The 23762-nt window shown below is 61.1% G+C and carries 23 protein-coding genes; 6 read left to right on the forward strand and 17 right to left on the reverse strand.

Annotated features, from left to right (window positions below):
• Positions 1–146 precede the first annotated feature (146 nt).
• Entirely contained in the window at positions 147–1370 is a 1224-nt protein-coding gene (locus ACYVHT_RS19935) for an NAD(P)-dependent oxidoreductase (RefSeq protein ID WP_460556235.1), read from the forward strand.
• A gap of 86 nt (positions 1371–1456) precedes the next feature.
• Here ACYVHT_RS19935 and ACYVHT_RS19940 read toward each other — a convergent pair whose 3' ends face one another.
• The 4 genes from ACYVHT_RS19940 to ACYVHT_RS19955 form a co-directional block, all read right to left on the reverse strand.
• A complete protein-coding gene (locus ACYVHT_RS19940; RefSeq protein WP_460556238.1) occupies positions 1457–3976 on the reverse strand; it encodes a T9SS type A sorting domain-containing protein in 2520 nt (839 codons plus the stop codon).
• A 187-nt stretch (positions 3977–4163) separates the two neighbouring features.
• Positions 4164–4592 (reverse strand): CsbD family protein, encoded by a 429-nt coding sequence (locus ACYVHT_RS19945; RefSeq protein ID WP_460556241.1) that lies wholly within the window; start codon positions 4590–4592, stop codon positions 4164–4166.
• Positions 4593–4712: 120 nt separating this feature from the next.
• Complete coding sequence (locus tag ACYVHT_RS19950) at positions 4713–5318, reverse strand: hypothetical protein (protein ID WP_460556244.1); 606 nt, start codon at positions 5316–5318, stop codon at positions 4713–4715.
• A 35-nt stretch (positions 5319–5353) separates the two neighbouring features.
• Entirely contained in the window at positions 5354–6133 is a 780-nt protein-coding gene (locus ACYVHT_RS19955; protein ID WP_460556246.1) for a hypothetical protein, read from the reverse strand.
• 183 nt (positions 6134–6316) lie between these two features.
• Here ACYVHT_RS19955 and ACYVHT_RS19960 point away from each other — a divergent pair, with 183 nt between their 5' ends.
• Positions 6317–7876: a tetratricopeptide repeat protein gene (locus ACYVHT_RS19960; RefSeq protein ID WP_460556249.1), complete on the forward strand. Its 1560-nt coding sequence runs from the start codon at positions 6317–6319 to the stop codon at positions 7874–7876.
• A 102-nt stretch (positions 7877–7978) separates the two neighbouring features.
• Here the strand turns inward: ACYVHT_RS19960 and ACYVHT_RS19965 are convergent, their stop codons facing one another.
• Positions 7979–8365, reverse strand: coding sequence for a hypothetical protein (locus ACYVHT_RS19965; protein ID WP_460556252.1), 387 nt, complete (start codon positions 8363–8365; stop codon positions 7979–7981).
• Positions 8366–8512: 147 nt separating this feature from the next.
• Between ACYVHT_RS19965 and ACYVHT_RS19970 the strand changes: the two genes are divergently transcribed.
• The 3 genes from ACYVHT_RS19970 (at position 8513) to ACYVHT_RS19980 (ending at position 11203) form a co-directional block, all read left to right on the forward strand.
• Positions 8513–8914 carry a hypothetical protein gene (locus tag ACYVHT_RS19970; protein ID WP_460556255.1) on the forward strand — a complete coding sequence of 134 codons (402 nt, stop codon included), beginning with the start codon at positions 8513–8515 and terminating at the stop codon, positions 8912–8914.
• 116 nt (positions 8915–9030) lie between these two features.
• A complete protein-coding gene (locus ACYVHT_RS19975; protein ID WP_460556258.1) occupies positions 9031–10041 on the forward strand; it encodes a hypothetical protein in 1011 nt (336 codons plus the stop codon).
• A 118-nt stretch (positions 10042–10159) separates the two neighbouring features.
• On the forward strand, positions 10160–11203 hold the full coding sequence (locus ACYVHT_RS19980) for a DUF3089 domain-containing protein (protein WP_460556261.1): 1044 nt from the start codon (positions 10160–10162) through the stop codon (positions 11201–11203).
• Between the two features lie 77 nt (positions 11204–11280).
• Here the strand turns inward: ACYVHT_RS19980 and ACYVHT_RS19985 are convergent, their stop codons facing one another.
• From ACYVHT_RS19985 to rplM, 6 genes are all read right to left on the reverse strand, one after another.
• Positions 11281–11931, reverse strand: coding sequence for a PepSY-associated TM helix domain-containing protein (locus tag ACYVHT_RS19985; protein ID WP_460556264.1), 651 nt, complete (start codon positions 11929–11931; stop codon positions 11281–11283).
• Positions 11921–13315, reverse strand: a complete 1395-nt coding sequence (locus tag ACYVHT_RS19990) for a DUF2271 domain-containing protein (protein WP_460556267.1) — start codon at positions 13313–13315, stop codon at positions 11921–11923. Before ACYVHT_RS19990 ends, ACYVHT_RS19985 begins: the two co-directional genes overlap by 11 nt.
• Positions 13316–13740: 425 nt before the next feature.
• On the reverse strand, positions 13741–14577 hold the full coding sequence (tsf, locus tag ACYVHT_RS19995) for a translation elongation factor Ts (RefSeq protein WP_460556270.1): 837 nt from the start codon (positions 14575–14577) through the stop codon (positions 13741–13743).
• Positions 14578–14731: 154 nt separating this feature from the next.
• The gene (rpsB, locus tag ACYVHT_RS20000; RefSeq protein ID WP_460556273.1) at positions 14732–15499 is read right to left on the reverse strand and encodes a small ribosomal subunit protein uS2; all 768 of its coding nucleotides are present in this window, start codon (positions 15497–15499) and stop codon (positions 14732–14734) included.
• 18 nt (positions 15500–15517) lie between these two features.
• The gene (gene rpsI, locus ACYVHT_RS20005) at positions 15518–15904 is read right to left on the reverse strand and encodes a 30S ribosomal protein S9 (RefSeq protein ID WP_460556276.1); all 387 of its coding nucleotides are present in this window, start codon (positions 15902–15904) and stop codon (positions 15518–15520) included.
• A 111-nt stretch (positions 15905–16015) separates the two neighbouring features.
• A complete protein-coding gene (gene rplM, locus ACYVHT_RS20010) occupies positions 16016–16468 on the reverse strand; it encodes a large ribosomal subunit protein uL13 (RefSeq protein WP_460556279.1) in 453 nt (150 codons plus the stop codon).
• Positions 16469–16680: 212 nt separating this feature from the next.
• Here rplM and ACYVHT_RS20015 point away from each other — a divergent pair, with 212 nt between their 5' ends.
• Complete coding sequence (locus ACYVHT_RS20015; protein ID WP_460556282.1) at positions 16681–18144, forward strand: hypothetical protein; 1464 nt, start codon at positions 16681–16683, stop codon at positions 18142–18144.
• An 8-nt stretch (positions 18145–18152) separates the two neighbouring features.
• Here ACYVHT_RS20015 and ACYVHT_RS20020 read toward each other — a convergent pair whose 3' ends face one another.
• From ACYVHT_RS20020 to recA, 6 genes are all read right to left on the reverse strand, one after another.
• Positions 18153–18866: an RluA family pseudouridine synthase gene (locus ACYVHT_RS20020; protein ID WP_460556285.1), complete on the reverse strand. Its 714-nt coding sequence runs from the start codon at positions 18864–18866 to the stop codon at positions 18153–18155.
• 84 nt (positions 18867–18950) lie between these two features.
• Positions 18951–20015, reverse strand: coding sequence for a sensor histidine kinase (locus tag ACYVHT_RS20025; protein ID WP_460556288.1), 1065 nt, complete (start codon positions 20013–20015; stop codon positions 18951–18953).
• 128 nt (positions 20016–20143) lie between these two features.
• Entirely contained in the window at positions 20144–20839 is a 696-nt protein-coding gene (locus tag ACYVHT_RS20030; RefSeq protein WP_460556291.1) for a response regulator transcription factor, read from the reverse strand.
• A 70-nt stretch (positions 20840–20909) separates the two neighbouring features.
• Positions 20910–21581 (reverse strand): hypothetical protein, encoded by a 672-nt coding sequence (locus ACYVHT_RS20035; RefSeq protein ID WP_460556294.1) that lies wholly within the window; start codon positions 21579–21581, stop codon positions 20910–20912.
• A gap of 29 nt (positions 21582–21610) precedes the next feature.
• Positions 21611–22426 (reverse strand): DUF3108 domain-containing protein, encoded by an 816-nt coding sequence (locus ACYVHT_RS20040; protein WP_460556297.1) that lies wholly within the window; start codon positions 22424–22426, stop codon positions 21611–21613.
• A 198-nt stretch (positions 22427–22624) separates the two neighbouring features.
• A complete protein-coding gene (gene recA / locus ACYVHT_RS20045) occupies positions 22625–23656 on the reverse strand; it encodes a recombinase RecA (RefSeq protein WP_460556332.1) in 1032 nt (343 codons plus the stop codon).
• Positions 23657–23762 lie beyond the last annotated feature (106 nt).

A 23762-nucleotide genomic window follows, 5' to 3' on the forward strand; every position in this document is an offset into this window, starting at 1 on the left:
AATGCAGTAAGGGGAGGCGCTTGCCCCCGCCTGCGTGTGAGCGAAGCCGGGATGCATCGTCCGGCGTCCGGGTGGGGGCAGGCCCCGCCCCTACTGGCAAAACCAATAGCTTTGCCCCACCCAAACTCACCCCCAATCCCACCCGTATGCCGTTTACCATTGGCCTCATTCGCGAAGGCAAAACCCCGCCCGACAAGCGCGTGCCCCTCACGCCCAAAAAGTGCGTCGAAGCGCAGGCCACCTTTTCCGGCCTGCACGTAGTGGCCCAGAGCAGCGCCGTGCGCAGCTACAAGGACCAGGAATACCGCGACCTCGGCATTGAGGTGCGCGACGATGTGAGCGACTGCGATGTGCTGATGGGCGTGAAGGAAGTGCCCATCGACCAGCTCATTCCCAACAAAACCTACCTCTTCTTCTCGCACACCGTGAAGAAGCAGCCCGCCAACCGCAAGCTGCTGCAAGCCGTGCTGCAGAAGAACATCACCCTCATCGACTACGAGCTGCTGACCAACGAGCGCGGCGAGCGCATCGTGGCTTTCGGGCGCTACGCCGGCATTGTGGGGGCCTACAACGGCCTGCTCACCTACGGCCGCAAGCACGGGCTGTATGACCTGAAGCCCGCCTACCAGTGCGTGGACATGGACGACATGCAGGAGGAGTTTTTTAAGGTGAAGAAGCTGCCGCCCATCAAGATGGCCGTGACCGGCTCGGGGCGCGTGGCGCAGGGCGCGCTGGAAGTGCTCGACCGCATGGGCATCCGGCGGGTGAGCGTGTACGACTACCTGTACCTGAACTTCAACGAGCCGGTGTACACGCAGCTGCGCAGCTCCGACTACAACCGCCGCCGCGACGGCCGCGTGTGGGATACCCGAAATTTCCACCAGCAGCCCGAGGAGTACGAATCGACGTTCGGCAACTTCCTGCCCGTCACCGACCTGCTCATTGCCTGCGCCTACTGGCACCCGGCCGCGCCCCTGCTCTTCACCGAAGCCGATACCCGGCGGCCGGATTTCCGCATCAACACCATTGCCGACGTGACCTGCGACGTGAACGGCTCCATTCCCACCACCAAGCGTAGCAGCAGCATTGCCGACCCGGCGTTCGACTACAACCCCGCCACCGGTGAGCTGGAGCCGCCCTACTCACGCCCCGAAAACATCACCGAAATGGCCGTGGACAACCTGCCCTGCGAGCTGCCCCGCAACGCCAGCCGCGACTTCGGCCGCCAGCTGCTCGACAACGTGCTGCCGCACCTGGTGGGCGACGACGTAGAGGGCGTGATTGCGCGCGCTACTATCGCGAAGGGAGGTAAACTCACGGAGCGGTACCAGTACCTGGCCGATTATGTGGCCGAAACAGCTACCGTGTAGCGCCTGCCTTCTGTTCAGAAAAACGGCCCCGTAACATTAGCTACGGGGCCGTTTTTCTGAACAGAAGCAACTGGATGCTTGCCCCTCTATTCCACCGCCACGCGCCGCGTGACAGGGCCGCTGGCGTACTGCACCCGCAGCACGTAAGCTCCGGCGCGCAGCGGGGTGGTATCGAAGGTGAGTTCGGGCTGGGCCACTGATTGAGCGAGGACAACGCGGCCTAAGGCATCAAGCAGCTCCACGCGCTGGGGGCGGCTGGCGGCATCTAGCTTCAGGTGGAGCTGGCTGTGGGCGGGCACGGGCCAGGCTTGGGTAAGGGTCGCCAGTTTTTGGTTGGAAACGCTCAGCACATTGGCATCGAGCAGCCGCACCACGCCGCTGATTGCCTGGCCGCCTACGGAAGTAAAATCGCCAACCGCCATGATGGCTCCGTCGGGCTGAATGAGTAGATGGCGCACACTAGTAGCCGGGCCGGCAGTAGCTGCATAGCTGGCATCAGGTACGCCGGTGGGCAGCAGGCGCAGTGTGCCAGTGCTGGTGCTGCTGATGCCCAGCAGCAGGCGGCCGTTGGGCTGGGCGGCGATGTCGTAGATGTAAGGAATTTGCGTTACGGCCGCAAAGCTGGGGTCACGGCTGCCGGTGGACAGCAGGCGTGCGACATTGGTAACGGGCGAGCCGCCGAAAGACACGAATGTGCCAAACACATACAACCGCCCGCTGGCATCCCGAGCGAGCTCCAAAGCAGTAGACGCGCCACTGGTCAGCACAAACGCAGGGTCGATGGCACCGCTGGGCAAAAGGCGGAAAAGAAAGCGCGGGATTGCGTTGATGGTAGTTTGGCCGGCTATCACAATGTTGCCATCGGGCTGCACCAGCATATCATAGGCGTAATAGGAAGTGGGAAAAGTAGGGTCCACTTGCCCGGTAGCCGCATCGAAGCAGAAAAGGTTGGAACTGGTATTCTGAGTAGCGCCTACTAAGGCCTTTGTGCCAGCCGTGATAATCCGGCCATCATTCAGCAAGGCAACTTTGTCGATGTGGGTAAATTCTGAGGCAATGAATGGTGGTGCAAAGCTGGTATCAAGCGCGCCGGTGGGCAGCAGCCGAACCAGTCCCTGGCGTGCATTGCCTGCAATCTGCGTAAACCAGCCGCCCACCAACAACTTGCCATCGGGCTGGCGCAGCAGGCAATTGACTTCATCCGAAGCAGTGGCTATGAACGACGCATCGAGGGACCCGTCCGCATTCAGGCGGGCCAGGTTGCCCACGGTCGCGCCGTTGAATTCCGTGAAGTGCCCACCTATGATGTACTTGCCATCGGGCTGCCGCACGATGTCCTGCACCAGCCCGGGGGCCTGTAGCAAGGGCAAGAAAGACGTATCGTGCGTGCCATCGGCATTGAGCAGGGCAATGCCGGTGGTGAGGCTGCCGGCTGGGGCGTAGTGCGTGGTGCCGGCGGTGGTAACCAGCAACTGGCCGTTGGGCAGCAATTGCACCGAGGTCAGGGCATCGCGAGCGGGTACGGTCGTCAGATTGTTAAAACTCGGGTCGAGCGCACCGGTAGGGAGCAGGCGTACCAGCCTGCCCACTGGCGTGCCATTGTAAGTGCTTGAATACGTGCGAACCAACAGCTTGCCGTCGGGCTGTGGAATGACGGTGGGGCAATAGCGGCTGCCTGTCACGGTCTGGAAGCCACTACCAGTCTGGAAGCTGGCATCAACCGCGCCGGTTGTTTCCAGGCGGACCAGTGTGGGCCAAGTCGAGCCTAAGCCACCCGTTATCAGTAGCTTGCCGTCGGGCTGGATAGCTACGCCATTGAAATTGGCGACGCCGGGAATGGGAACAACGAAGCTGGAATCAATTGCACCCGAGGGCATCAGCCGCACCGCCGATATCCGGCTGATGCCGCTCACATATTCGAAGTAGCCCACCACCACAATTTTGCCATCGGCCTGTAAAGCAACGGCTTGTCCATTGCCGTCGAGGCCGCTGCCCAGCGCCTGCTGAAAAGAGGTGTCGAGGCTGCCATCCACGTTGAGCCGCACCAGCCCGCCTACCGTCTGGCCGTTGAAACGCGTAAACAGGCCCGTTACCAAGAGCTTGCCATCGGGCTGGCCCACGGCATAGGCAATATTGGCACGATAGAAGCCATTGACGACACTTGCCCCGGTGCCGGCATCAAACCCGGCGTCGGGAGTTCCATCTGAATTAAGGCGTAGCAGGTGCTGCCGGGTCACGTTGCCCAGCGTCAGCGCCCCGTCGCTTACCAGCAGAAACTTGTCGTTGGCCAGCAGCTTGATGAACAAGACACGCCCTTGCAGCCCCTGCACATTTGCGCGGAACACAGGGTCGGGCTGGGTGCTGTTGGCCAGCAGCCGCACAAGGCTGGTTGCACTGCTGCCGCTGGCCCGCACCATGTCGCCGAGCAGCACCCGCTTGCCATCGGCCTGCTGAATGGCCTGCTCCAGGGAAGCCGGCTTGTATACCACCGCCGGCAGAAAGGTTGGGTCAATAGCAGTGCCCTGCGCAGTTGCCAGGTTTCGGCTGAAAATCAGCACCATCAAAAACAGACTCCAGCGTGGTAAGCGTAAACGGTTTGCTTTCATAGAGCAGGCATTGAGTACACTGCCCGAAAAGCAATAATGAAGCCGTATATGAGATTTAAGACGAGCTTAATACAAAAAACAACCAACAAAAAAGCCCCTCCTGAAATCAGGAGGGGCTTTCGACGACGAAGCAGCTACGTGTGGGGCTGGAAGGCGGTGCTACTTCATCGGGGGGGGTAATTCGGAATTAGAAGGTGCGCTGAAACCAGGCTTTGATGTCGTCGACGGCTTCGCCGGTTTTTTCCTGCAGGCGGCCGAACCACTCGTCCTGCTTGCCTTCTTCGTAGGTCAGGTCATCGTCGGTGAGGTTGCCCCACTTCTGCTTAGCCTGGCCTTTCACCTGGTCCCAGTTGCCGCGGGCGCGCCACTCGGTGCCGGTGGTGGAAGCCGTGGCGTTGTCGGTTTTCTCGTTGAACCAGTTTTTGATGTTGTCGATGGTTTCGCCGGTCTTCTTCTGGAGGTTACCGAACCATTCATCCTGGCGGCCTTCGTCGTAGGTCAGGTCGTCGTCGGTCAGGTTGGCCCATTTCTGCTTGGCCTGGCCTTTGATGTCGTTCCAGTTGCCGCGAGCCTTGAGCTCGGTGCTGTCGCCGATGTTATTGTTGTTGATATCCATGATTGAAAGAAGTTAAGAGAAATGTGGGTGGGAGATGGAGCGTTTGTAGGGCTTGTACGCAGGGCTTTTGGGCAGTGTTGAACCGGGCCGCCGGAATGCCGAAATTTTGCACGTCGGCCGCTACTGCGCCGAAACCGATAGGGCTCCAATCAATAGCAGCCATGCCCCGGCCCCTATGCCATAGCCCGTCCAGGCACGGCCCCGCTTGCACCGGTGCGCCTCCTGCCGGTAGGCGTGGTTGTACACGGGGTCTTGCAGCAACTCCGGGCGCGGCGCATTCAGGTTGCGCTCCGCTACCCGATGCGGGGCTATGATGGCTGGTGCCAGCAGCCCCACCAGCGGCCCGCCGTAGAGGGTTGCGCCCAGCGAGCCCCAGAGCGGTGAGCGGCTGCGGTAGTTTCGGCGCGCATCCTGCTGGCCCAGCGTTTGCCGTTGCAGGCCGGTCAGCTCTGGCAGCAGGTCGTTCTTGCCGGAGCCGGTTGCAGTGCGCGGGTGAAGCACTTCGCGGGTGCCGTTGGCGTAGCGTATCAGAAACACATCGGCCGCTGCCAGGCGCAGGGTATCGGCGCTGGCCGGCGGCAGGTAGCGCACCTCCAGCGGCGAAATCGTGAGCACATGGCCGGCCAGCTCGTTGCCGTCGGTGCACAGGATTACATCCGTTGGCGTGTGTTGGGCGTGTACCTGCTGGAAACCCGTCAGAAACAGAAAAATCAGGATGCGGTGCATGGGCGGTGGCGAATAACTAAGTAATGCAACCACTGCTACCGATGCCGGGCATTGAACCCCAGCATGAGGCTGACGCGGGCCCCGCCATTGCCGGGCACCACGGCCACGTTCACCGGAAAGTTGATGCCGTTGGACTTGAACGACGAGCCCACGGCCAGCACCAGGTTGGCGCCCAGCGGCGTCACGTTGGGCCCGAGGCCGAATTCGAAGCCCTTGGCCCCGCGAATGCCCAGCAGCCCGCTCACGCTGGGAATAAACTTGCCCTGCTCCAGGCCGCCCACCAGCGGCACCAGCTCCACCAGCCCGCTCACCCCGTTGGGCATTCGAAACAGGCGGCTCTCGAACTGCCAGCCAAACTGCGTCAGGAAGGGGTTGAGGTCGGAAATGTTTTCGCGGGCTTTGTCCAGCACCCCGCCCGACAAGACCGTGAAGCCCACGCGCGGCCCGTCGAGGTGAATGGGCTCGTCGAGGATGGCATCGTCGGGCGACTGGTTGCTCACCGTCGGCACCTCGCCGGGAAAAGGCGCGCTGACTTCTGCCCGCGGCACCAAGCGGCCACCGGGAGAAGCCACCGCGCTGCCGAAAACCTCCTTCGTGCCGTTGGCATAGCGCACCATGAATACCTCCGATTTCCAGACGCTGATGAGCGGGCCGTCGGGGTTGTCGGTGCGGCGGTAGCGCACCTCGGCGGGAGTTATTTCCACCACCTTCACGGCAATTTCCTCGCCGTTGCGCTTGGTGAGTAGGTCCTGGGCGCGGGCCGCGCCGGCCAGCAACAGCAGGAAGGGGAGCAGCAATAGTAAGCGTGTGAGCATGAGGCAAGGGCGAAGGGTGAATGATGCCCAAAGGTGCGCAGCTGCATAGTCCGGTTTCAACCGTATTTTGCGACTTGTCAGACGTTGCTTAAATGTACTTGCGTGGTGCAATCGGCTGATTCATAATTTGTAATCCGGCAATAAAAGGATATTTCAACCAGCCCGTAATATTCAGCTCTACCTATGGACGACCTCCGCACCACGCTCCTGACCCTCAGCCCCGACGACCGGCGCGACTTCGGCCGCTTCATTCAGCGGCAGCGCCGCAAGGTGGCCGGCCGCCTCGACTCGCGCCTCTACGAGCTGCTGGTGCGCGCCAAGGCCCTGAAGCCCGAGCAGCTGGTGGCCCAGCTCTACCCCGACGAGCCCAACCCCGTGGCCTACTACGCGCTGCGCAAGCGCCTCATGCGGCATCTCACCGATTACCTGCTCCTGCGCCAGCGCCAGCTCGATACCACCGCCGCCGCCACTGTGCGCGGCCACCTCACGCTGGCGCAGTACCTGTTCGAGGCCGGCATTCCGCGCCTGGCCTGGAACACGCTGCGCAAGGCCGAAAAGCTGGGCCGCGAAAGCGAGCAGTACGAGCTGCTGAATGCCGTATACAACCTTCAGATTCAGCACGCCGACTCGCCCCACGCCGAGCCGCTCGCCGAGATTCTGCCCCGCTACCGCGCCAACAAAAAGGCCGCCGACGAAGAAGAGCGCGCCAACATTGCCGACAGCCTGCTGCGCCAGCGCCTGCGCGAAGCCCGCGTGCGCGGCCGCGCCGCCGTGTCGGTCGATGGCATTTTGCAGAACATTCTGGCCGAGTACGACCTGCAGGAAGCCTTTGCCCGCTCGCCCTCGCTGCTGAGCCGGCTTATGTCCATCGCCCGCAATGCCATGCTGGTGCGGCGCGATTTTTCGTCGTTCGCCATCTTCATCGAGCGGTGCTACAACCTCATGGAGCGTCGGCATGGCTTTGCGCCGGCCCAGCGCGGGCACCAGCTCAAGCTGCTGTACATGCTGGCGCACGCCCTCTACCGCTCGCGCCGCTTCGCCGATTCGGTGGCGTACCTGGAAAAGGCCCAGGCGCTGCTGGCCGCCGCGCCGGGCCGGCAGTCTGGGGAGCACAGTCCGCGCTTCACGTTTCTGCTGGCGGCCAACTACGCCTTCCTGCGCCGCAATGCCGAGAGCATTCAGCTGCTCGAAAAGGTGCTGCGCGACGCCAAATCCCTCAGCACCGCCGACGACCTCACGCTGCGCTTCCAGCTCACCTTCCACTATTTCGCCGAAGGCAAATTTGCCAAAGCCAACCAGGCCCTGCTCAGCCTGGCCCGCACCGACCACTGGCTGGAGCAGCACCTGGGCCTGGAATGGATGCTGAACCGCAACATTGGCGAAGCCCTTATCCAGGCCGAGCTCAACAACCCCGAGCTGGCGCTGGCGCGCATCAAAGCCATCGAGCGCACCATTCGCGAGCAGTTTCCCGCCGTGCCGGCCGATGCCGTGGCGGGCACGGTGGCCGTGCCCGCCGGCGGCCCCTACGTGCCCGTGCTCACCTACCTGGCCATGGTGCGCGAGCTCCTGGAAAACCCCATTGCCGAGCACAACCGGGACTTCGCCAACCGGGTTTCGCACCTGCCGCACTTCATCTCCGAAGAGCGGGAAGACCTGCAGGTTATCAGCTTCTATTCGTGGCTGCGCGCCCGCACGCTGGGGCGCTCGTACTACGAGGTGCTGCTGGAAATAGCCAATGCTTAGGCCGAGGGCAGGGCGAAGGCGAAGGCTCCTTCACCCCCTCAGAAACAAAAAGGCCCGGACGCTGCAACGTCCGGGCCGGGCCACTTAATGGAAGTAGGTGAATTACTTCTTGGCGGCTTCTTTCATGTTCTCCTTGGTTTGCTCGGCCGATTTTTTGGCGGCTTCGCCCATGGCTTCCATCTTGTTGCCAGCGGCTTCCATCTTGGCGTCCATCTTGGCACCGGCAGCGTCCATCTTAGCGCCGGCTTCTTCCATCTTGGCATCCATCTTGGCACCGGCTTCTTCCATCTTGCCTTCCATCTTGTCGCCGGCGGCGTCCATTTTAGCACCGGCTTCTTCGGCCGACATGGCGGTGGTCGAATCCGTGGTGACGGTGGCGGTGGTGCCTTCGGGCGTGGTTACGGTTTCGGTGGTTTTGGTTTGCTCGCAGGCGGTGGCGGCGAAGGCAACGGCGGCAGCTACAAACAGGGTTTTAACGGAAAATTTCATGGTAACTGTGAAAATGAGGGTGAGATGATGACCTTAATTATCGCCTTGCCAAAAGGTAACCCGCTACCTTGCGCCAACCGTCCCGCTAACTTTTCGGGGCCGGCATGAGTATAGCCCCTTACGCCTTTTTCTTTTTTTCGCATTCTCATGGATTCCACCGCCACCACGCCGCAAACGCCCGCCACGCCCGAAGTGCCCATGGCCGTGAGCGACCAGCAAAATACCGCGCTGCTCGACGACACCCTCACCTTCCTCACGGCCAGCACGCCCACCAATTCCGGCCCGCAGGGCCGCAGCGAAGTTGAGCGCTGGGCCGCCGTGCTGGCGGCTTCGGACCGCCCGGGCCTGGCCAAAATCAAGCAGGAGCTCAACCAGCTCAGCGAGCTGCTGGCCGACAGCAAAACCCCCGCCCACGACATTGCCGAAGTCCTGGCCAGCCTCGGGGCCGAAACCGCCAAGGTGGCCGACGAAGCCGGCGGCGACTACGCCGCTCCGCTCACCAACCTGAGCAAGCTGCTCATCAAGGCTGGCAACACGCTCTCGCGCTAACCGCCCGGGTTCGTAACCATTGTAGCGCGAACTTTGTAGTTCGCGTCCCCACGCCGCCCGGATATTCCGGCCGGCGTGGGGACGCGAACCACAAGGCTCGCGCTACCTGCTTTTATATGACCCAGCTTACCCCCGCCGACCTGCTGCCCTACGACCCCTTCGACGGCATGCGGTTCGGCCCCGAAACCTGCTTCCTCAGCGGCCAGCCCGTGCGCCCTGCCGATACCGTGCCCGTCTTTGCCGAGTGGCTGCAAGCCCGCTACCACCTGGCCGACCGCCCCATTCAGCTGCTCGACCAGCGCATCGTGCGCATGGCCGACCTGCAGATTCCCGCCACTGCCGCCGCCCGCCAGCGCATCGAAGAGCTGGAAAGCAGGGTAGAGGCGGCCAGCCTGCAGGGCCCCGCCGCGCTACGCGCCCTCGGCGACGACACGCTGTTTCTGTGGATGGGCAAAATGTTCTACGGCATTTTCATCACCGAGCTGCTGAACGAGCAGGAGCCGCTGATAAAACCCAGGTACCCGCTGGCCGAAAACGCCGCGCTGGTGCGCCGCTTCCAAGCCTTCTACCAGCTGCTGCAGGGCCTGCGCGTGCCCACCGAGTACGCCGACTTTGTGCCCGGCTCCGTGTTCGTGCTCGAAGCCGACCCCACCGAAGACGTTATTCCCTTCGAGTACGACGACGACCTGAATACGCTCGTTTTCAGCATCAAGCTCGATAAAGCCGTGCTGGTAGCGTGCCTCGTCGATATCGGCCTCGTGGGCCAGGCCATGCGCAAAGTGTACGCCGACGCCCAGCGCCCGCTGCATCCCGTGCAGATTGCCGAGTTCAAGGCCCGCGTGTACTACGCCGCGCACCTGCTCAACATCGTGCCCGACATCTACCCCCGCTACCCCCGGGCGGGCGATACCCACTTGGTATTCGATGCGCTGCTGGACGACGTGGCCGGCTCCATCTTCAACCCCTGGGAAAACAGCGCCTACACCCAGGCCCTGGCCGAAATGTGGCACCGCTGGAATATTACCCTGGCCGATGTGGTGGCCAAGCCTGCCGAGCCCCTCACGCTGCTTTACGACGCCGCCGGCGAGCCCCGGCAGCTGACGCACTGGCCAGTCACATTGACTTAAAAAAGAGCGTCAGGCTGAGCGCAGCCGGAGCATCGCGGCCGCGCAAGTAATTCAGTTACTATTGCGGCAGCAATGCTCCGGCTGCGCTCAGCCTGACGCACGGTATTACAGCATGCTTGTGCTCCCTTCCTTCCTCCGCACCGCGTTGCTTGCGCTGTTGCTCCTGCCGCTGAATGGCTGCATCAGGCTGCTGCTCAAGCCGGGCCGGGCGTTTGAGAAGTATACCCCCCCGCCCGCGCCCGATTATGCGCAGGCCGGTAGCTGGGCAGCCCTGCCCACGCGGCGCGATTCGGCCGATGCCGTGCCCCGGCATTCCAGCCTGCGCGATGCCCAGGCTACAGCCGCCGTCGATGTCTTCTTCGTGCACCCCACCACCTATTACTCGCCCCGGCACTGGAACGGCGACGTGCGCAAAAAGGGGCTGAACAAGTACACCGACCGCACCACCATCAAGCAGCAGGCCAGCGTGTTCAATGCCACGGCCCGCATCTACGCGCCGCGCTACCGCCAAGCCACGCTTTATTCGTTTCTCGACAAAGAGCCCAACGGCCAGAAAGCCCTGGAACTGGCCTACTCCGACGTTCGGACGGCTTTCCAATACTACCTCGCGCACTACAACCAGGGGCGGCCGTTCATCATCGCCGGCCACAGCCAAGGCACCGACCACGCCACGCGCCTGCTGCACGAGTTTTTGGATAAAGACACGAAGCTGCGCCGTCAGCTGGTCGCGGCCTACCTCATCGGCTTCCAGGTGAAACCCAACGAGTTTCAAACCATCAAGCCCTGCCCCGATTCGCTGGCGACGGATTGCTTCATTGCCTACAATAGCTCCGATGCCGGCCATGAATCGTCCCTGTTTCAGCCCAGCGTCGTCGTCAATCCGCTGACCTGGACGCTCGATTCTGCTCTGGCCCCGGCCAGCCTCAACCGGGGCGGGGTCAGCATTCGCTTCAAGCACGTCCATCCGCACATCACCGACGCCCAGATTCACCACGGCCAGCTGTGGGTGAATGCCCCCCGGCTCAAGGGCTTCCCGCACTTCCCGCCCTCCGGCAAAAAGCAGCTGCGCTACTCCCGCCACATTGCCGATTATGCATTGTTTTACATGAACATCCGCGAGAACGTCAGGGCGCGGGTGCAGGCGTGGCAGGAGCAGAAATAACAGACAGCCTGTTGATGAAAAACGTCATGCCTCGGCCACGCGTGGCATGCCGGAATTATCAAGCAGCCGGATATCCGCTACGGCACCCATAGCCCATACACCAGGTAGCAAAGCGCCGCGCCCACAACAGCAACCAGAATCCCTTTTACCCGCTTGTTCTTCAGGAAAAAAAGCATCGCCAGGCCGCTCAATGACACGATGACCAGGAAGCCGGCCGATACATCAATCAGCCAGCTCCAGCCCGAGCCACTGTCGCGGCCCTTGTGCAGGTCGTTCAGCACGGCCACCAGCCCCAGGCGCACCTCCGTCAGCTCGAAGCTGCCGTCCTTGCGCTTGATGAAGGCATCGGCGCTGTAGCCGGGGCCTTTGAAGGAGAGCGAGCATTGGTCGTCCTCCGCCACAAAGTCACTCACCGCGCCCTTGATGGCGTACTTGTTGCGCAGAAATTCCACGACGGCCAGCTTATTGATTTTGGCCGTGTCCGGCACGTTTACCCACGCGGCTGGCATCGTGCCGCTGAGCTTTTTCTCCACCTGCTGCCCGTCAAACCACTCGGCGTGGTTCAGGGTAATGCCCGTCACCGAGAAAAACAGCACCACGAAGAAGCTGAGCATCGACAGGTACAGGTGCAGCCAGCGCGAAGCCGAGGCCGTGCGCTTTCGCCACACCTGTTTTGCTTTGCCGGGCACGCCGGGCCCGACCTTGGGCGCCTCGTCGCTACTTTTCATCCGTTTTCTTTCGGTAATCTACTGACGACGAGGCTACTTCGGTGTTGGCAGGCAGGTCGAAGCGCTGGGCCTTCTTCGTGCTGATTTCCTGCTTCAGCAGCTGGTGCGTGCCGTGCTCGCGGGCCACCTCAATGTACACGGTGTAGGTGCCCTGGCTCACCGGGTTTCCTTTGTCGTCCTTGCCGTCCCATTTCAGCGTGTATTTGCCCGGCGAGCGGGTGGCGCTGGTAGTCGAGCTGATGCTATTGTTTCCGGCTGCAAACTGCTCGTAATACGTCGAGTACCACGAGCGCATGTCGTTGAGCCAGCGCGGCTTGTTGTACCACAGCGCCACCTGCCGCACCGGCGCATTCTGGGCGTCCACCACCCACACCGCTACAAAAGGCCGGTGCACCCGCATGCCCTCAATCGTGGCCAGCTCCAGGTTGATGGCCACTTCGTACTTGGCATCCCAGGGCTTATCTTTCGTAGCCGAAGCCGGCTTCTCCGCACTGCTTTTGGCCGCGGGCAGCTCCAGCTTTTTCCAGCCGGCGCTTTCCAGCCGTTTGCCGTCGGCGGTGATGAGCATGTATTCGGCCCCGGGCACGGCTGCTACCAGCGCCTTGCCCTCGTCAGTTGGCAGCACGTTCAGGGCCGTGGCCAGCGCGCCGGCATCCGTCGCCTTATCGGCCACCACCGTGGCGCTGATTACCTCGCTCACCGGCAGGCCCGTGCGCGGGTCCACGATGTGCGAGTACCACTTGCCGCCAATGCTTACGCCGCGCCGGTAGTTGCCGCTGGTCGCAATGGTCTTGTCATGAAGCTGAAGCTGCGCCACCGGCGCATCGTTCTCCGCGTCAGCCTTCGGGTTGCTCACGTTGATTTGCTCCGTGTGCGCGCCCCGCACCAGAATGTCGCCGCCAATATTCAGCACCACGCCATCCACGCCGGGCGTGGCCAGGGCCGCCGCCGCCGCCTTGTTCATGATGTAGCTTTTGGCGAAGGAGTTGAGCATCAGCGGCGCGTCGCTCGTATGCCGGGCCGTGTGGTTTTGCGCATTCAGCACGTAATGCTGCTGGTGCACGGCCGCCACGGCCGTGGCAATTTCCGCTTCCGTCGGCTGCCGGTTCTGCCTGGCGGCCTCGCGCCACAGCTTGCTCACCGTTTCGGCCGAGGCATCCAGCGCGCCGCCGCTCTGCACCCGCCACTGCTCAAACAACGCCAGCACTTCATACAGCTCCGCCGAAACGGCCACCGGCGCTTTCCCCGCCTTCATCCAGCGGCTGAACTCACTGCCGGCATCGTAGCCGCTGAGAATTTTATTCAAGCGGTCCACCTCCCGCAGGGCGGCATGCTCAGCCGTCGCGGCGTGCTGCTCGGCATCGGCCGTCGTTTTAATTTCCATGGATGTGCCCAGCACATTCTCATAGTCAGAAACATAAACCTTGTTCGCCTTATGAGGCAGAAACGCAAGGCTGCCGGTTGCCGCCAGCAACACCAGCGCCCCGGCTATTCGATTTGAAAACGCTTTCATTTATTCCAAAGAAGGAGTAGGAGGTAAAGCCCTGACAAGGGCCCTGATTGCCATTACGGGCCGAATTTCTTTCATCGTTCGGCCTTTGGCGACCAGCTTAGGCAAATTACCAGCCAGCTAAATGCCGGCAGCCATTTTCCCGCCCGAAAGGCGAACAATATCGACCATGGGCGGGCTTTTTGCTGATAGCGGCAATAATTACCGGTCGTCAAGCCGATTCAGCCACCGGCATTGTCAATAAAAAAGCCCCGCCGGCACACTGCCAGCGGGGCTTTTAAGGTAGCAGTCAGCCGCAATTAAGCGCCGATAGCTACGCGCTTGAAGTCCGTCACGGTCATGCCTTTCGACTTGCTGTCGAGCAGCTGGGCGATGGTCATCGAGCCGTCTTTCACGAACTCCTGGTTCAGCAGGGTCTGCTCTTTGTAGAACTTGTTCAGCTTGCCCTGGGCAATTTTCTCCAGCATGGCTTCGGGCTTGCCTTCGGCACGCGCCTGCTCTTTGCCGATTTCGATTTCGCGCTCCACCGTAGCCGAGTCCACGCCGTCTTTGTCAACGGCTACAGGCTTCATGGCCACGATTTGCATGGCTACGTCGCGGCCCACGGCAGCAGCGTCGGCCGAGCCCACGTTTTTCAGCGCCACGAGCACGCCTTTCTTGCTGTCGGAGTGGATGTACGAAGCCACTTTCTCACCGGTCAGGGTCACGTAGGTCAGGTCCAGCTTCTCGCCGATTTTGCCGGTCAGGTCGGTGATGTGCTCCTGAATGGTCAGGCCATCGTCCTCTTTCACGGCCAGCAGGTCTTCTTTGGTAGCGGCGTTGGTACGCACGGCGGCGTCCAGAATGCGCTGCACCAGCTCACGGAAGTTAGCCACTTTGGCTACCGACTCCGTTTCGCAGGCCAGGGCCACCAGCTTGCCGTTGGTGCCGTCCTCGCTCACGCTCACAGCCACAAAGCCTTCCGACGTGGTGTTCTCGGCGCGCTTGTCAGCGATTTTCTGACCCGCCTTGCGCAGAATGTCGCGCGCAGCTTCGAAGTCGCCATCGGCTTCGGTCAGGGCTTTTTTGCAATCCATCATGCCGGCACCGGTCATGGTGCGGAGCTTGTTTACGTCTGCGGCGGTAATAGCGGCCATTGGAAGTAGCGCGGACTTTTAGTCCGCGAATTAAGTGAATGGTTGTTTTTACAATGGGGGCGCGGACTAAAAGTCCGCGCTACGAAAAGAAAAAGGGAACCTCCGGAGCCTAGACTACTCGAAGGTTCCCTTCTTTCAAAGAGCTAAGAAGAGACTATTCTTCGTCAGCAGCCGTTTTCTCAGCAATGGCGGCTTCGTCGGCTTCCTTGCGGTCGGCATCTTCTTTGTCAACTTTGCGCTCCGACAGGCCTTCTTCGATGGCTTTGCCAATCACGCCAACAATCAGTTGGATGGATTTCGAAGCATCGTCGTTGGCAGGAATCGGGAACTGCACCAGCTCGGGGTTCGAGTTCGTGTCGCAGATGGCGAAAACCGGAATGCCCAGTTTAGCTGCCTCTTTCACGGCAATGTGCTCGCGCTTCACGTCCACGACGAACAGGGCGGCGGGCAGACGGCCGAGGTCGGCGATACCACCCAGCACACGGCCGAGCTTCTCCCGCTCACGCGACATCATCAGCTTCTCGCGCTTGGCCAGTGCGGCGTAGGCGGTGTTTTCTTTCACCATCTTGTCGATGGTGGCCATCTTCTTCAGGCTCTTGCGAACCGTGGCGAAGTTGGTGAGCATGCCACCCAACCACCGGTCAGTTACGAAAGGCATTTTCAAGCGCTCGGCTTCCGTCGTAACGATTTCCTGCGCCTGCTTTTTCGTGGCTACGAACATGATTTTGCGGCCGCTCTTCGCAATGTTGCGAATAGCCTGGGCTGCGTAGTCAAGCGAAACCAGCGTTTTGTTGAGGTCAATGATGTGGATGCCGTTCTTCTCCATGAAGATGTACGGCGCCATTTTGGGGTCCCACTTGCGGGTGAGGTGACCAAAGTGGGCACCTGCGTCGAGCAGGTCCTTATAAGTCGTCTGAGCCATGATGTATTTCCTCCTGGATTAGCGTTTCGAGAACTGGAACGAACGACGAGCCTTGCGCTTGCCGAATTTCTTGCGTTCCACCATGCGCGGGTCGCGGGTCATGAAGCCTTCCTTTTTCAAAGCAGGACGAACTTCTTCGTTGTCGCTAACCAGAGCCTTAGTGATAGCCAGACGGATAGCCTCGGCCTGAGCCGAAATGCCGCCGCCTTTCACGTTCACCTTGATGTCGTACTGGCCGACTTGCTCAAGAATTGCCAGGGGCTGATTCACTACGTTCTCCAGCAATTCGTTGCTGAAGTACGATTTCATGTCCCGGTCATTGATAGTGATATTCCCTTGCCCGGCCTGCATGTAGATGCGGGCCACCGAGGTTTTTCTTCTACCAGAGGTGTTGGTAATTGCCATTAGGTTAAAAAAATGTGAAAATGTGCTGAATGTGGAAAATGTGAGGATATGAAAAGGCGGAGAAATTCTCCATATTTTCACATCAGGCCACATTTAGCACATTCAAAAGAATTACAGGTTTTTCAGTTCGATGGCCACGGGCTGCTGGGCCTCGTGGGGATGCTCGGTGCCGGCGTACACGTACAGGTTGCGGTACTGAGCGGCGCCGAGGCGGTTGTCTTGCAGCATGCCTTTCACAGCGTGCTCAATCACGCGGCGCGAGTCGCGGTTCATCTGCTCGCGCACGGTGCGGCGCTTCTGGCCGCCGGGGTAGCCCGAGTGGGTGATGTAAACCTTCTCGGTCAGTTTTTTGCCGGTCACGCGCAGCTTGTCAGCGTTGAGCACGATAACGTTGTCGCCGCAGTCGGAGTTGGGGGTGAACGAAGGCTTGTGCTTGCCACGCAGGATGTTGGCAATTTGGCTGGCAACGCGGCCCAGCGGGGCCACGCTGGCGTCTACGATAACCCAGCTCTTCTGGGCGTTGGCCTTATTGACGTGGGTCGTCTTGAAGCTCAGGTGGTCCATGAGTCGAAAAAAAGGTATGCTAAACTATTGAATATGAGTTCGGAGCCCGGAAGGCTTCGGGAAAAACGGACACAAAGGTACTGATTTGTCGCGAAATAGCAAAGCATGGCCCAGTAGTTTTTCTAAGCCCGCTCGTTGGCGGGCAATTCCTGCCAGGGGGCGGGGGCGCGTTCACGCAGCTGTCAGCGTACTTTTGAAGCTTATTGCTGCTCATGAGTGTCCCCGCCGGATTTTTAGATACTGCCGCTGCTGACCGCCGCGCCCGGCTCCTGCTGGCCGGTTTGCTGACGCTGTCCGTCATCATGGCCTTCGTCACGAAGGGGACCTATGACTCGGGCGACAGCATCAAGCACTTCCTCTACGCCCGCTATGCCTTTCAGTATCCGCTGAATTTTCTGGATTCCTGGGCCAAGCCCGTGTTTACGCTGCTATCGGCCGGGCCGGCGCAGGCCGGTTTCATGGGTATGAAGCTGTTTCAGTGCGCAGTGGCTGCTGCGTCGGCGTGGTGCGCCTACGTGGTGGCGCGAGCCTTGCGCCTGCCGGCCCCGGAGCTGGCCATCCTGTTTGCTTACGCCGCTCCCGACTATTTCCTGATTCAGTTTTCGGGCCTTACCGAGCCCTTGTTTGGACTGGTGCTGGTGGGCGCGGTGGCGCTGGTGTTTGCCGGGCGGCCCGGCTGGTCGGCGGCGTTGGTTTCGTGGCTGCCGTTTGTGCGCTCCGAAGGATTTATCCTCCTGGGGGTGTGGGTGGTGTATCTGGCCTGGCAGCGGCAATGGCGGTTTTTGCCGCTGCTGGCGCTGGGTTTTGTGGCGTATAGCCTGGTGGGTGGGCTAGTGCTGGGTGAGCTGGGCTGGGTGTTCGGCCGCAATCCTTACGCCACGGTGCCAGCCTACGGCCACGGCGAATGGAATCACTTTCTGCGGGCCATGCCGGGCGTGGTGGGCTGGGTATTGGTGGTGCTGATAGTGCTGGGCGGCACCCGTATGGTGCTGAATGGCCTGGCCGCCGAGCGGCGGCAGGAGGCGTGGTTCGGCGCCGAGCTACTGCTGGTGTATGGCAGCGTCACGGTGTTTGTGCTGGCGCATACCATCTTCTGGGCCAAAGGCTTGTTTCATTCCTTCGGCCTCACGCGGGTGCTCGATGGCATGGTGCCGCTGCTGGCCGTGGTGGCCCTCAATGGCCTGGCTTGGGCTGCCGCGCTGGGCCGCACGCCCAAAGCCCGGCGGCGCATTCGGCTGGGGGGCGCGGTGGCGGCGGTGGCATTTGTGTTCACGGGGGCCCGCAGTGCGTTGCGCTGGCAGCGCGACTTCGTGCAGCCCGCCGACCAGCGCGTGGTGGACCATGCCGCCGCCTGGATACAAAAAACTTATGGCGCGGCCCCGCCGCCGCTGGCCTACGAGTTCCCCTACGTGGCCTTGGCCGCCCACAACGACCCCTTCAACCCCCGGGTGCATCCCATTTTTGTCCTGATGACGGGGCCGCGCCTGGAGCTGATTCCGGTGGGCACGCTGCTGGTTTGGGACGACTGGTTTGCCCGTACCGAGGCCCGGGTGCCGTTGGCCGAGCTGCGCGCCGATGCCCGGTTTCGGCAGCGCTGGCAGGAAGCCCTGCCCCGCGACCCCTACCATCCGGAGGGCGACAGCACGCGGGCGGTGGTGTTTGAGCGGGTGCGCTAGCGCTGCGCTTAGCGGTTCTGGCTCAGCACATCAACCAGCACCCGAAAGTCTTTCGGGTACGGCGCCTCTACTGAAATTTCTTCTCCATTCAGCCCCGTGAACTGGAGGCGCAGCGCGTGCAGCGCAAAGCGCTTGATGAAGGGCTGCTCTTCCTCGCCCTCCTTCATGTTGAATTTCTTCTTGAGCGAGGACAGGTAGAAATCCTCCCCGCCGTAGTCTTTGTCGCCCACAATGGGGGCCTGCAAGTACATGAGGTGCAAGCGAATCTGGTGCATGCGCCCGGTCACGGGCTCGCACAGCATGAGGGCGTGACGGGCAAAGGTTTCGAGGGTGGTGAAGTGGGTTTCGGCGGGCTTGCCCTTGTAGGCGAGGCGGGCTTTGCCCCGGCTGGTGGTTTCGATGCTGCGCTCCACCACTTCATCGGTGAGCTGCGGAGTGCCCCACACCACGGCGTGGTACTGCTTTTTTACCTCGCGGTTTTCGAACTGCATGGCGAGGTGGCGGTAGGCGGCCGGGTTTTTGGCAAAGGCCAGCGCGCCGCTGGTTTCGCGGTCGAGGCGGTGGGCGGCCTGAATATCGTCGTGGTGCTGGCGGGCCAGGCGCAGCATATTGGGCGCGCCGCCCACCCGCTCATCGAGCGTAGCCAGAAACGGCGGCTTGTTGACGACGAGGTAGTCGTCGTTTTCGAAAATAACGAGGTCGGAAAAATTGGGAAGCTTCATAGGAAGCTGCAAAGGTAGATAGCGGGGACTTGGGCGCCCGGCTAACGGGCCGGTCTGCTTTGCTGCACATGGCACAGCGGCCGGTTATTTTCCGCCCAACGCCCCTTTGGGCTTATTCAGCTTGAATTCGAGGGTAGTGCCTTCGCCCACCGCGCTTTTTACCTTGATGGTGGACTTGTGAGCCTCCACAATGTGCTTGCTGATGGCCAGGCCCAGTCCCGAGCCGCCCGACTCGCGGGAGCGGCTTTTGTCAATCCGATAAAACCGCTCGAAGATGCGGGCCTGGTGCTCGGCGGCGATGCCGGCCCCGTCGTCGCGCACGGCAATGCGCACCGAGCGGCTGCCCTCTACCAGCGACACCACCACCCGGCCGTGGTCGCGGCCATACTTGATGGCGTTGTCAATCAGGTTCACCAGCACCTGGCGGATGCGGTTGCGGTCGGCCACCACCATCAGGCCGGTTTCGGGCAGCGTCGGCGGAAACAGCTCGACGGTGGTGCCGCGCCGGGCAGCCTGCTGCTCAAGCAGCTCGAAAATGTCGAGCACCAGCGCTACCAAATCGAAGCGCTGGCGGCGCATCCGCATCACGCCCTTTTCGAGCTGGGCAATGGTGACGAGGTCCTGCACCAGGGCATCGAGGGTGTCGAGGCTGGCGGCAGCTTTGCGCAGAAACTTGCGGCGGGTGGCGAGGTCAATGTCGTCGTCCTCATCGTCGAGAATGGTGTGCACGAAGCCCTGAGCGGCAAAAAGCGGCGTCTTCAGCTCGTGCGATACATCGGCCAGAAACTCGCGGCGCAGGGCCTGCAGGCGCACCAGCTCGTCCAGCTCCTGCTGGCGGCGCTCGGCCATGAGCAGGATTTCATCGCGCACCCGTTTCACCGGCTCGGGGCGAAACAAAAACTTGTTGCTCAGCTTCTTGAATTCCTTGCGCTTGATGTGCTCCAGGCCCGCGTAAATGCCGTTGATTTCCCGAAAAATCAGGGCTTCAAACGACAGATACACCAGCAGAAAGCAGGCCGCCACCGTGACGCCCGCCGCCAGAAAGGCCTCCCGAAATGCCAGCGTGGGGCCAATGCGGGCGTAGGTGGTGAGCACGCCCGCCACCAGCAGCGCAATGAGAATGGCGATGGTGCGGGAGGAGAGGTTCATGACGTAAGGCTTATGGGGTAAAAATAAGTCATCCTGAGCGCCGCGCAGGACCTAATTACCTCGCACCAAGTAATTCGGGCGTGGTAAGGTCCTGCGCGGCGCTCAGGATGACAGACGGAACGAAGAATTTAATCGGCGTTGAACTTGTAGCCCACGCCCTTGATGGTCTGGATGTGGTGGTCGCCCACTTTTTCGCGCACTTTGCGCACGTGCACGTCCACGGTGCGGGCCAGCACGAATACGTCGTTGCCCCAGATATTCTGGAGCAGCTCTTCGCGGTTGAACACCTTGTGGGGCGTGGAGGCCAGGAAAGCCAGCAGCTCGAATTCTTTCTTGGGCAAGGTGATTTTTTTGCCGTCCTGGTACACGGCGAAGGCCGTGCGGTCGATGCGCAGGCCGTTGATGTCGATGGCATCGACGGCGGCGTGCGGGTCCTGGTCGCGGCGCTTCACGGCGGCCAGGCGGCCCAGCAGGGCGCGCGGCTTGATGGGCTTGGCGATGAAGTCGTCGGCCCCGGCTTCGAAGGCAGCTACTTCGGAAAATTCCTCGGCGCGGGCCGTCAGAAACAGGATGTAGGTGTCCTTGAACTTGGGCTGCTCGCGCAGCAGGCGGCAGGTGGCAATGCCGTCGAGGTTGGGCATCATCACGTCGAGCAGGATGATGTCGGGGTTGAAATCGGCGGCAATCTCCAGGGCCTTGCGGCCATCGGCGGCGGCGGCGGTCTGGTAGCCCTCCTTCTTCAGATTGAACTCCAGCAGCTCGACAATGTCCGGGTCGTCGTCAACCACGAGAATCTTGTACACGGGCGATTTAGCAGCAGTCACGGGCGTTGGGCTTAATGTGAAGCGAGACAATGTTTCCGCAAAAGTACCGCCTCGCGGGGCGGGCCCTGTGTTACGATTGTGTGACGTTGGCTGCCCGCTGTGGGTCCACGCTCAGCGCCACCACGTAAAAGCCGTTCAGGAAGGTGTAGAGCATGGCATGAATGGTCCACACGTTCCGGCTCAGCTCATGCGATAGATTGAGCACGGCGTTGCTGCTGAGAAAAATAAAAATGTTGCCGGAGAAGTAGAGCAGCAGGCCGGCCGATACCCAGAACATGGGTTTGCGTTCCAACGGCGCCATCGACATGGGGCGCATCAGCTTGTGGCGGAAGTACAGAAATACCAGGGCGAGCACCAGCACGCCTTCGATAAAGTGCTGCACAGGACTGAATTCCACCGTGTCGAGGCGCGGCTGGTAGCTAAGCGCCGTGCCGGCCAGAAATACCCCGACGACAGCTGGCAGGTATCTTACAACCTTCAGCGGCTGCAGGACTTGCCGGTATATCAGGGCCAGCAGCGTGAACTCGATGGCGGTATCGATGGGGGCCAGAAACAGGTTTGGGCGCTTGTGAGTCTGTAGCCACATTGCCCCTGCAGAAACCACAAGGGCCAGCAGCGACAGCCACACCAGGTAGCGCCGCGCCAGGTCGAGCCGCCGGTAGCGCACCACCCCGACGAGGCAAGCCGCCGCTACGGAGGCTACTGAGAAATCGAGTATGAAGCGTTGGATTGAAATAGCCATGCCGGCGCCCAGTAAGGATTGCCGGGATGCTAGTTGGCCATGTTCAGCTTCCATTTCAGGCCTTTATAGCCCACCATGTCCACTTTCACGGTTCCCACAAACATCTCGGCCTGGAAAAGCACCGGAATCTTGTTTCGGTCGTCGGAAAAATACACTGAAATAGCGTTTTCCCCGCGAAATAATTTGTTGTTCGGCATGCGGGGCACCAGCTTGAAGGCGCGCACATCGCCGGCCTTGGTTTCTACCACCTCGCGCCCTTTGAAGACGACTTCCAGCATGAAATTGTCGCCGTCGAAATACCCCGGCACGCGCACCACGTCGCCCACCTTCATGCGCTCGAAATTGAGGGTGCGCAGGTAGTAGAAGCCGCTCACCAGCTCCAGCGAGTTGTTGGCCACCTTCACGGTGGAGCGGGCGTTGTTGTGGGTGTGGTCGGTCACCTCGGCCAGGTCGCGCAGGTGGTCAAACTCGACGGTTTCCTTTTTGCGGTAGTTTTTCTCGGCAATCTCGCGCTGCGCCCGAATAGGCAGAATGCTGGTGGTGTCGATGTAGGCCCGCCACTGGTCGCGGATGCGCAGGAAAAAGTCGAACGAGCCGGTGGTTTTGCCGCTCACGGTGGCCTTGTAGCAGGGCCGGTCATTCACGCGCTCCAGGCTGCCGCTGGTTTCCACGGTGGCCTCGCCGCCGTTGATGAGGCCGTAGTGCACGGTGTATTTAATGGTTTCGCCCCGCCCGAAGCTGGACTGTGGAATGCTGCGTACGGCATCGCCGGGGCCCAGCGTCAGCTGCGCCGATGCCAGCAGAAATAAAATAGCAGGGGTAAGGATGAGCCAGCGGCGATTCATAAATTATAACAGAAAGTAACGCGGACCAGCCTTGACAAACGTAATGCCAGTCCAATAAGGCTATCAAAGATACGGACATAGAAAAAGCCCGTTGCCAGGGACAACGGGCTTTGTACATCAGTGAAGAGTTAGGGGTCGAGCGTGAAAAGTTGACACTTTGCCAACTCGTCACTTCTACCCTTTCACTCTTAGCTTGCCTTACAGCGTGTCTTCGCCGTCGTCGGCGATGGTCATGTCCACGGGAATCACGTCCTCATCGCCCTTGGCCATGTCGCGGATTTTGCCCTCGATTTCGCCGGCCAACTCGGGGTTGTCGAGCAGCAGCGTCTTCACGGCCTCGCGGCCCTGGCCGATTTTGGTGTCGCCGTAGTTGAACCACGAGCCCGATTTGCCGATGATGCCCATGTCGACGCCCAGGTCCACAATCTCACCGACTTTGCTGATGCCCTGGCCGTAGATGATGTCGAACTCGACCACCTTGAAGGGCGGCGCCACTTTGTTCTTCACCACCTTCACCTTGGTGCGGTTGCCGGTCACGTTGTCCTTGTCCTCTTTGATTTGGCCAATACGACGGATGTCGAGGCGCACCGAGGCGTAGAATTTCAGGGCATTACCGCCGGTAGTGGTTTCGGGCGAACCGAACATCACGCCGATTTTCTCGCGCAGCTGGTTGATGAAAATGCAGCAGCAGCCGGTTTTGTTGATGGTGCCGGTGAGCTTGCGCAGGGCCTGGCTCATGAGGCGGGCGTGCAGGCCCACTTTCGAGTCGCCCATGTCTCCTTCGAGTTCGCCTTTCGGCACGAGGGCGGCCACGGAGTCAATCACGATGATGTCGATGGCACCCGAGGAAATCAGCTGGTCGGCGATTTCGAGGGCTTGCTCGCCGTTGTCGGGCTGGGCGATGAGCAGGTTGCTGGTGTCGATGCCCAGCTTCTCGGCGTACGATTTGTCGAAGGCGTGCTCGGCGTCGATGAACGCGGCCATGCCGCCCTTCTTCTGCGCCTCGGCAATCATGTGCATCGTGAGGGTGGTCTTACCCGACGATTCCGGACCGTAGATTTCAATCACGCGGCCGCGGGGCACACCGCCAATGCCGAGGGCAATATCCAGCGAAAGCGAACCCGTGCTGATGCTCGGAATGTCGCCCACCTTGTTGTCGGAGAGCTTCATCACCGTGCCTTTGCCATAGGCTTTATCCAGCTTGTCCAGCGTGAGCTGGAGGGCTTTCATTTTTTCGGCGGCGGTGTTCACTTCGCCCTTCTCTGCTTTTTCGGCTTTCGGAGCCGCTTTGGTAGCTAGTGCCATGTGGGGGTGTTTAAGAAAAACGGGTTAGGTT

Source organism: Hymenobacter daeguensis, assembly GCF_054780555.1.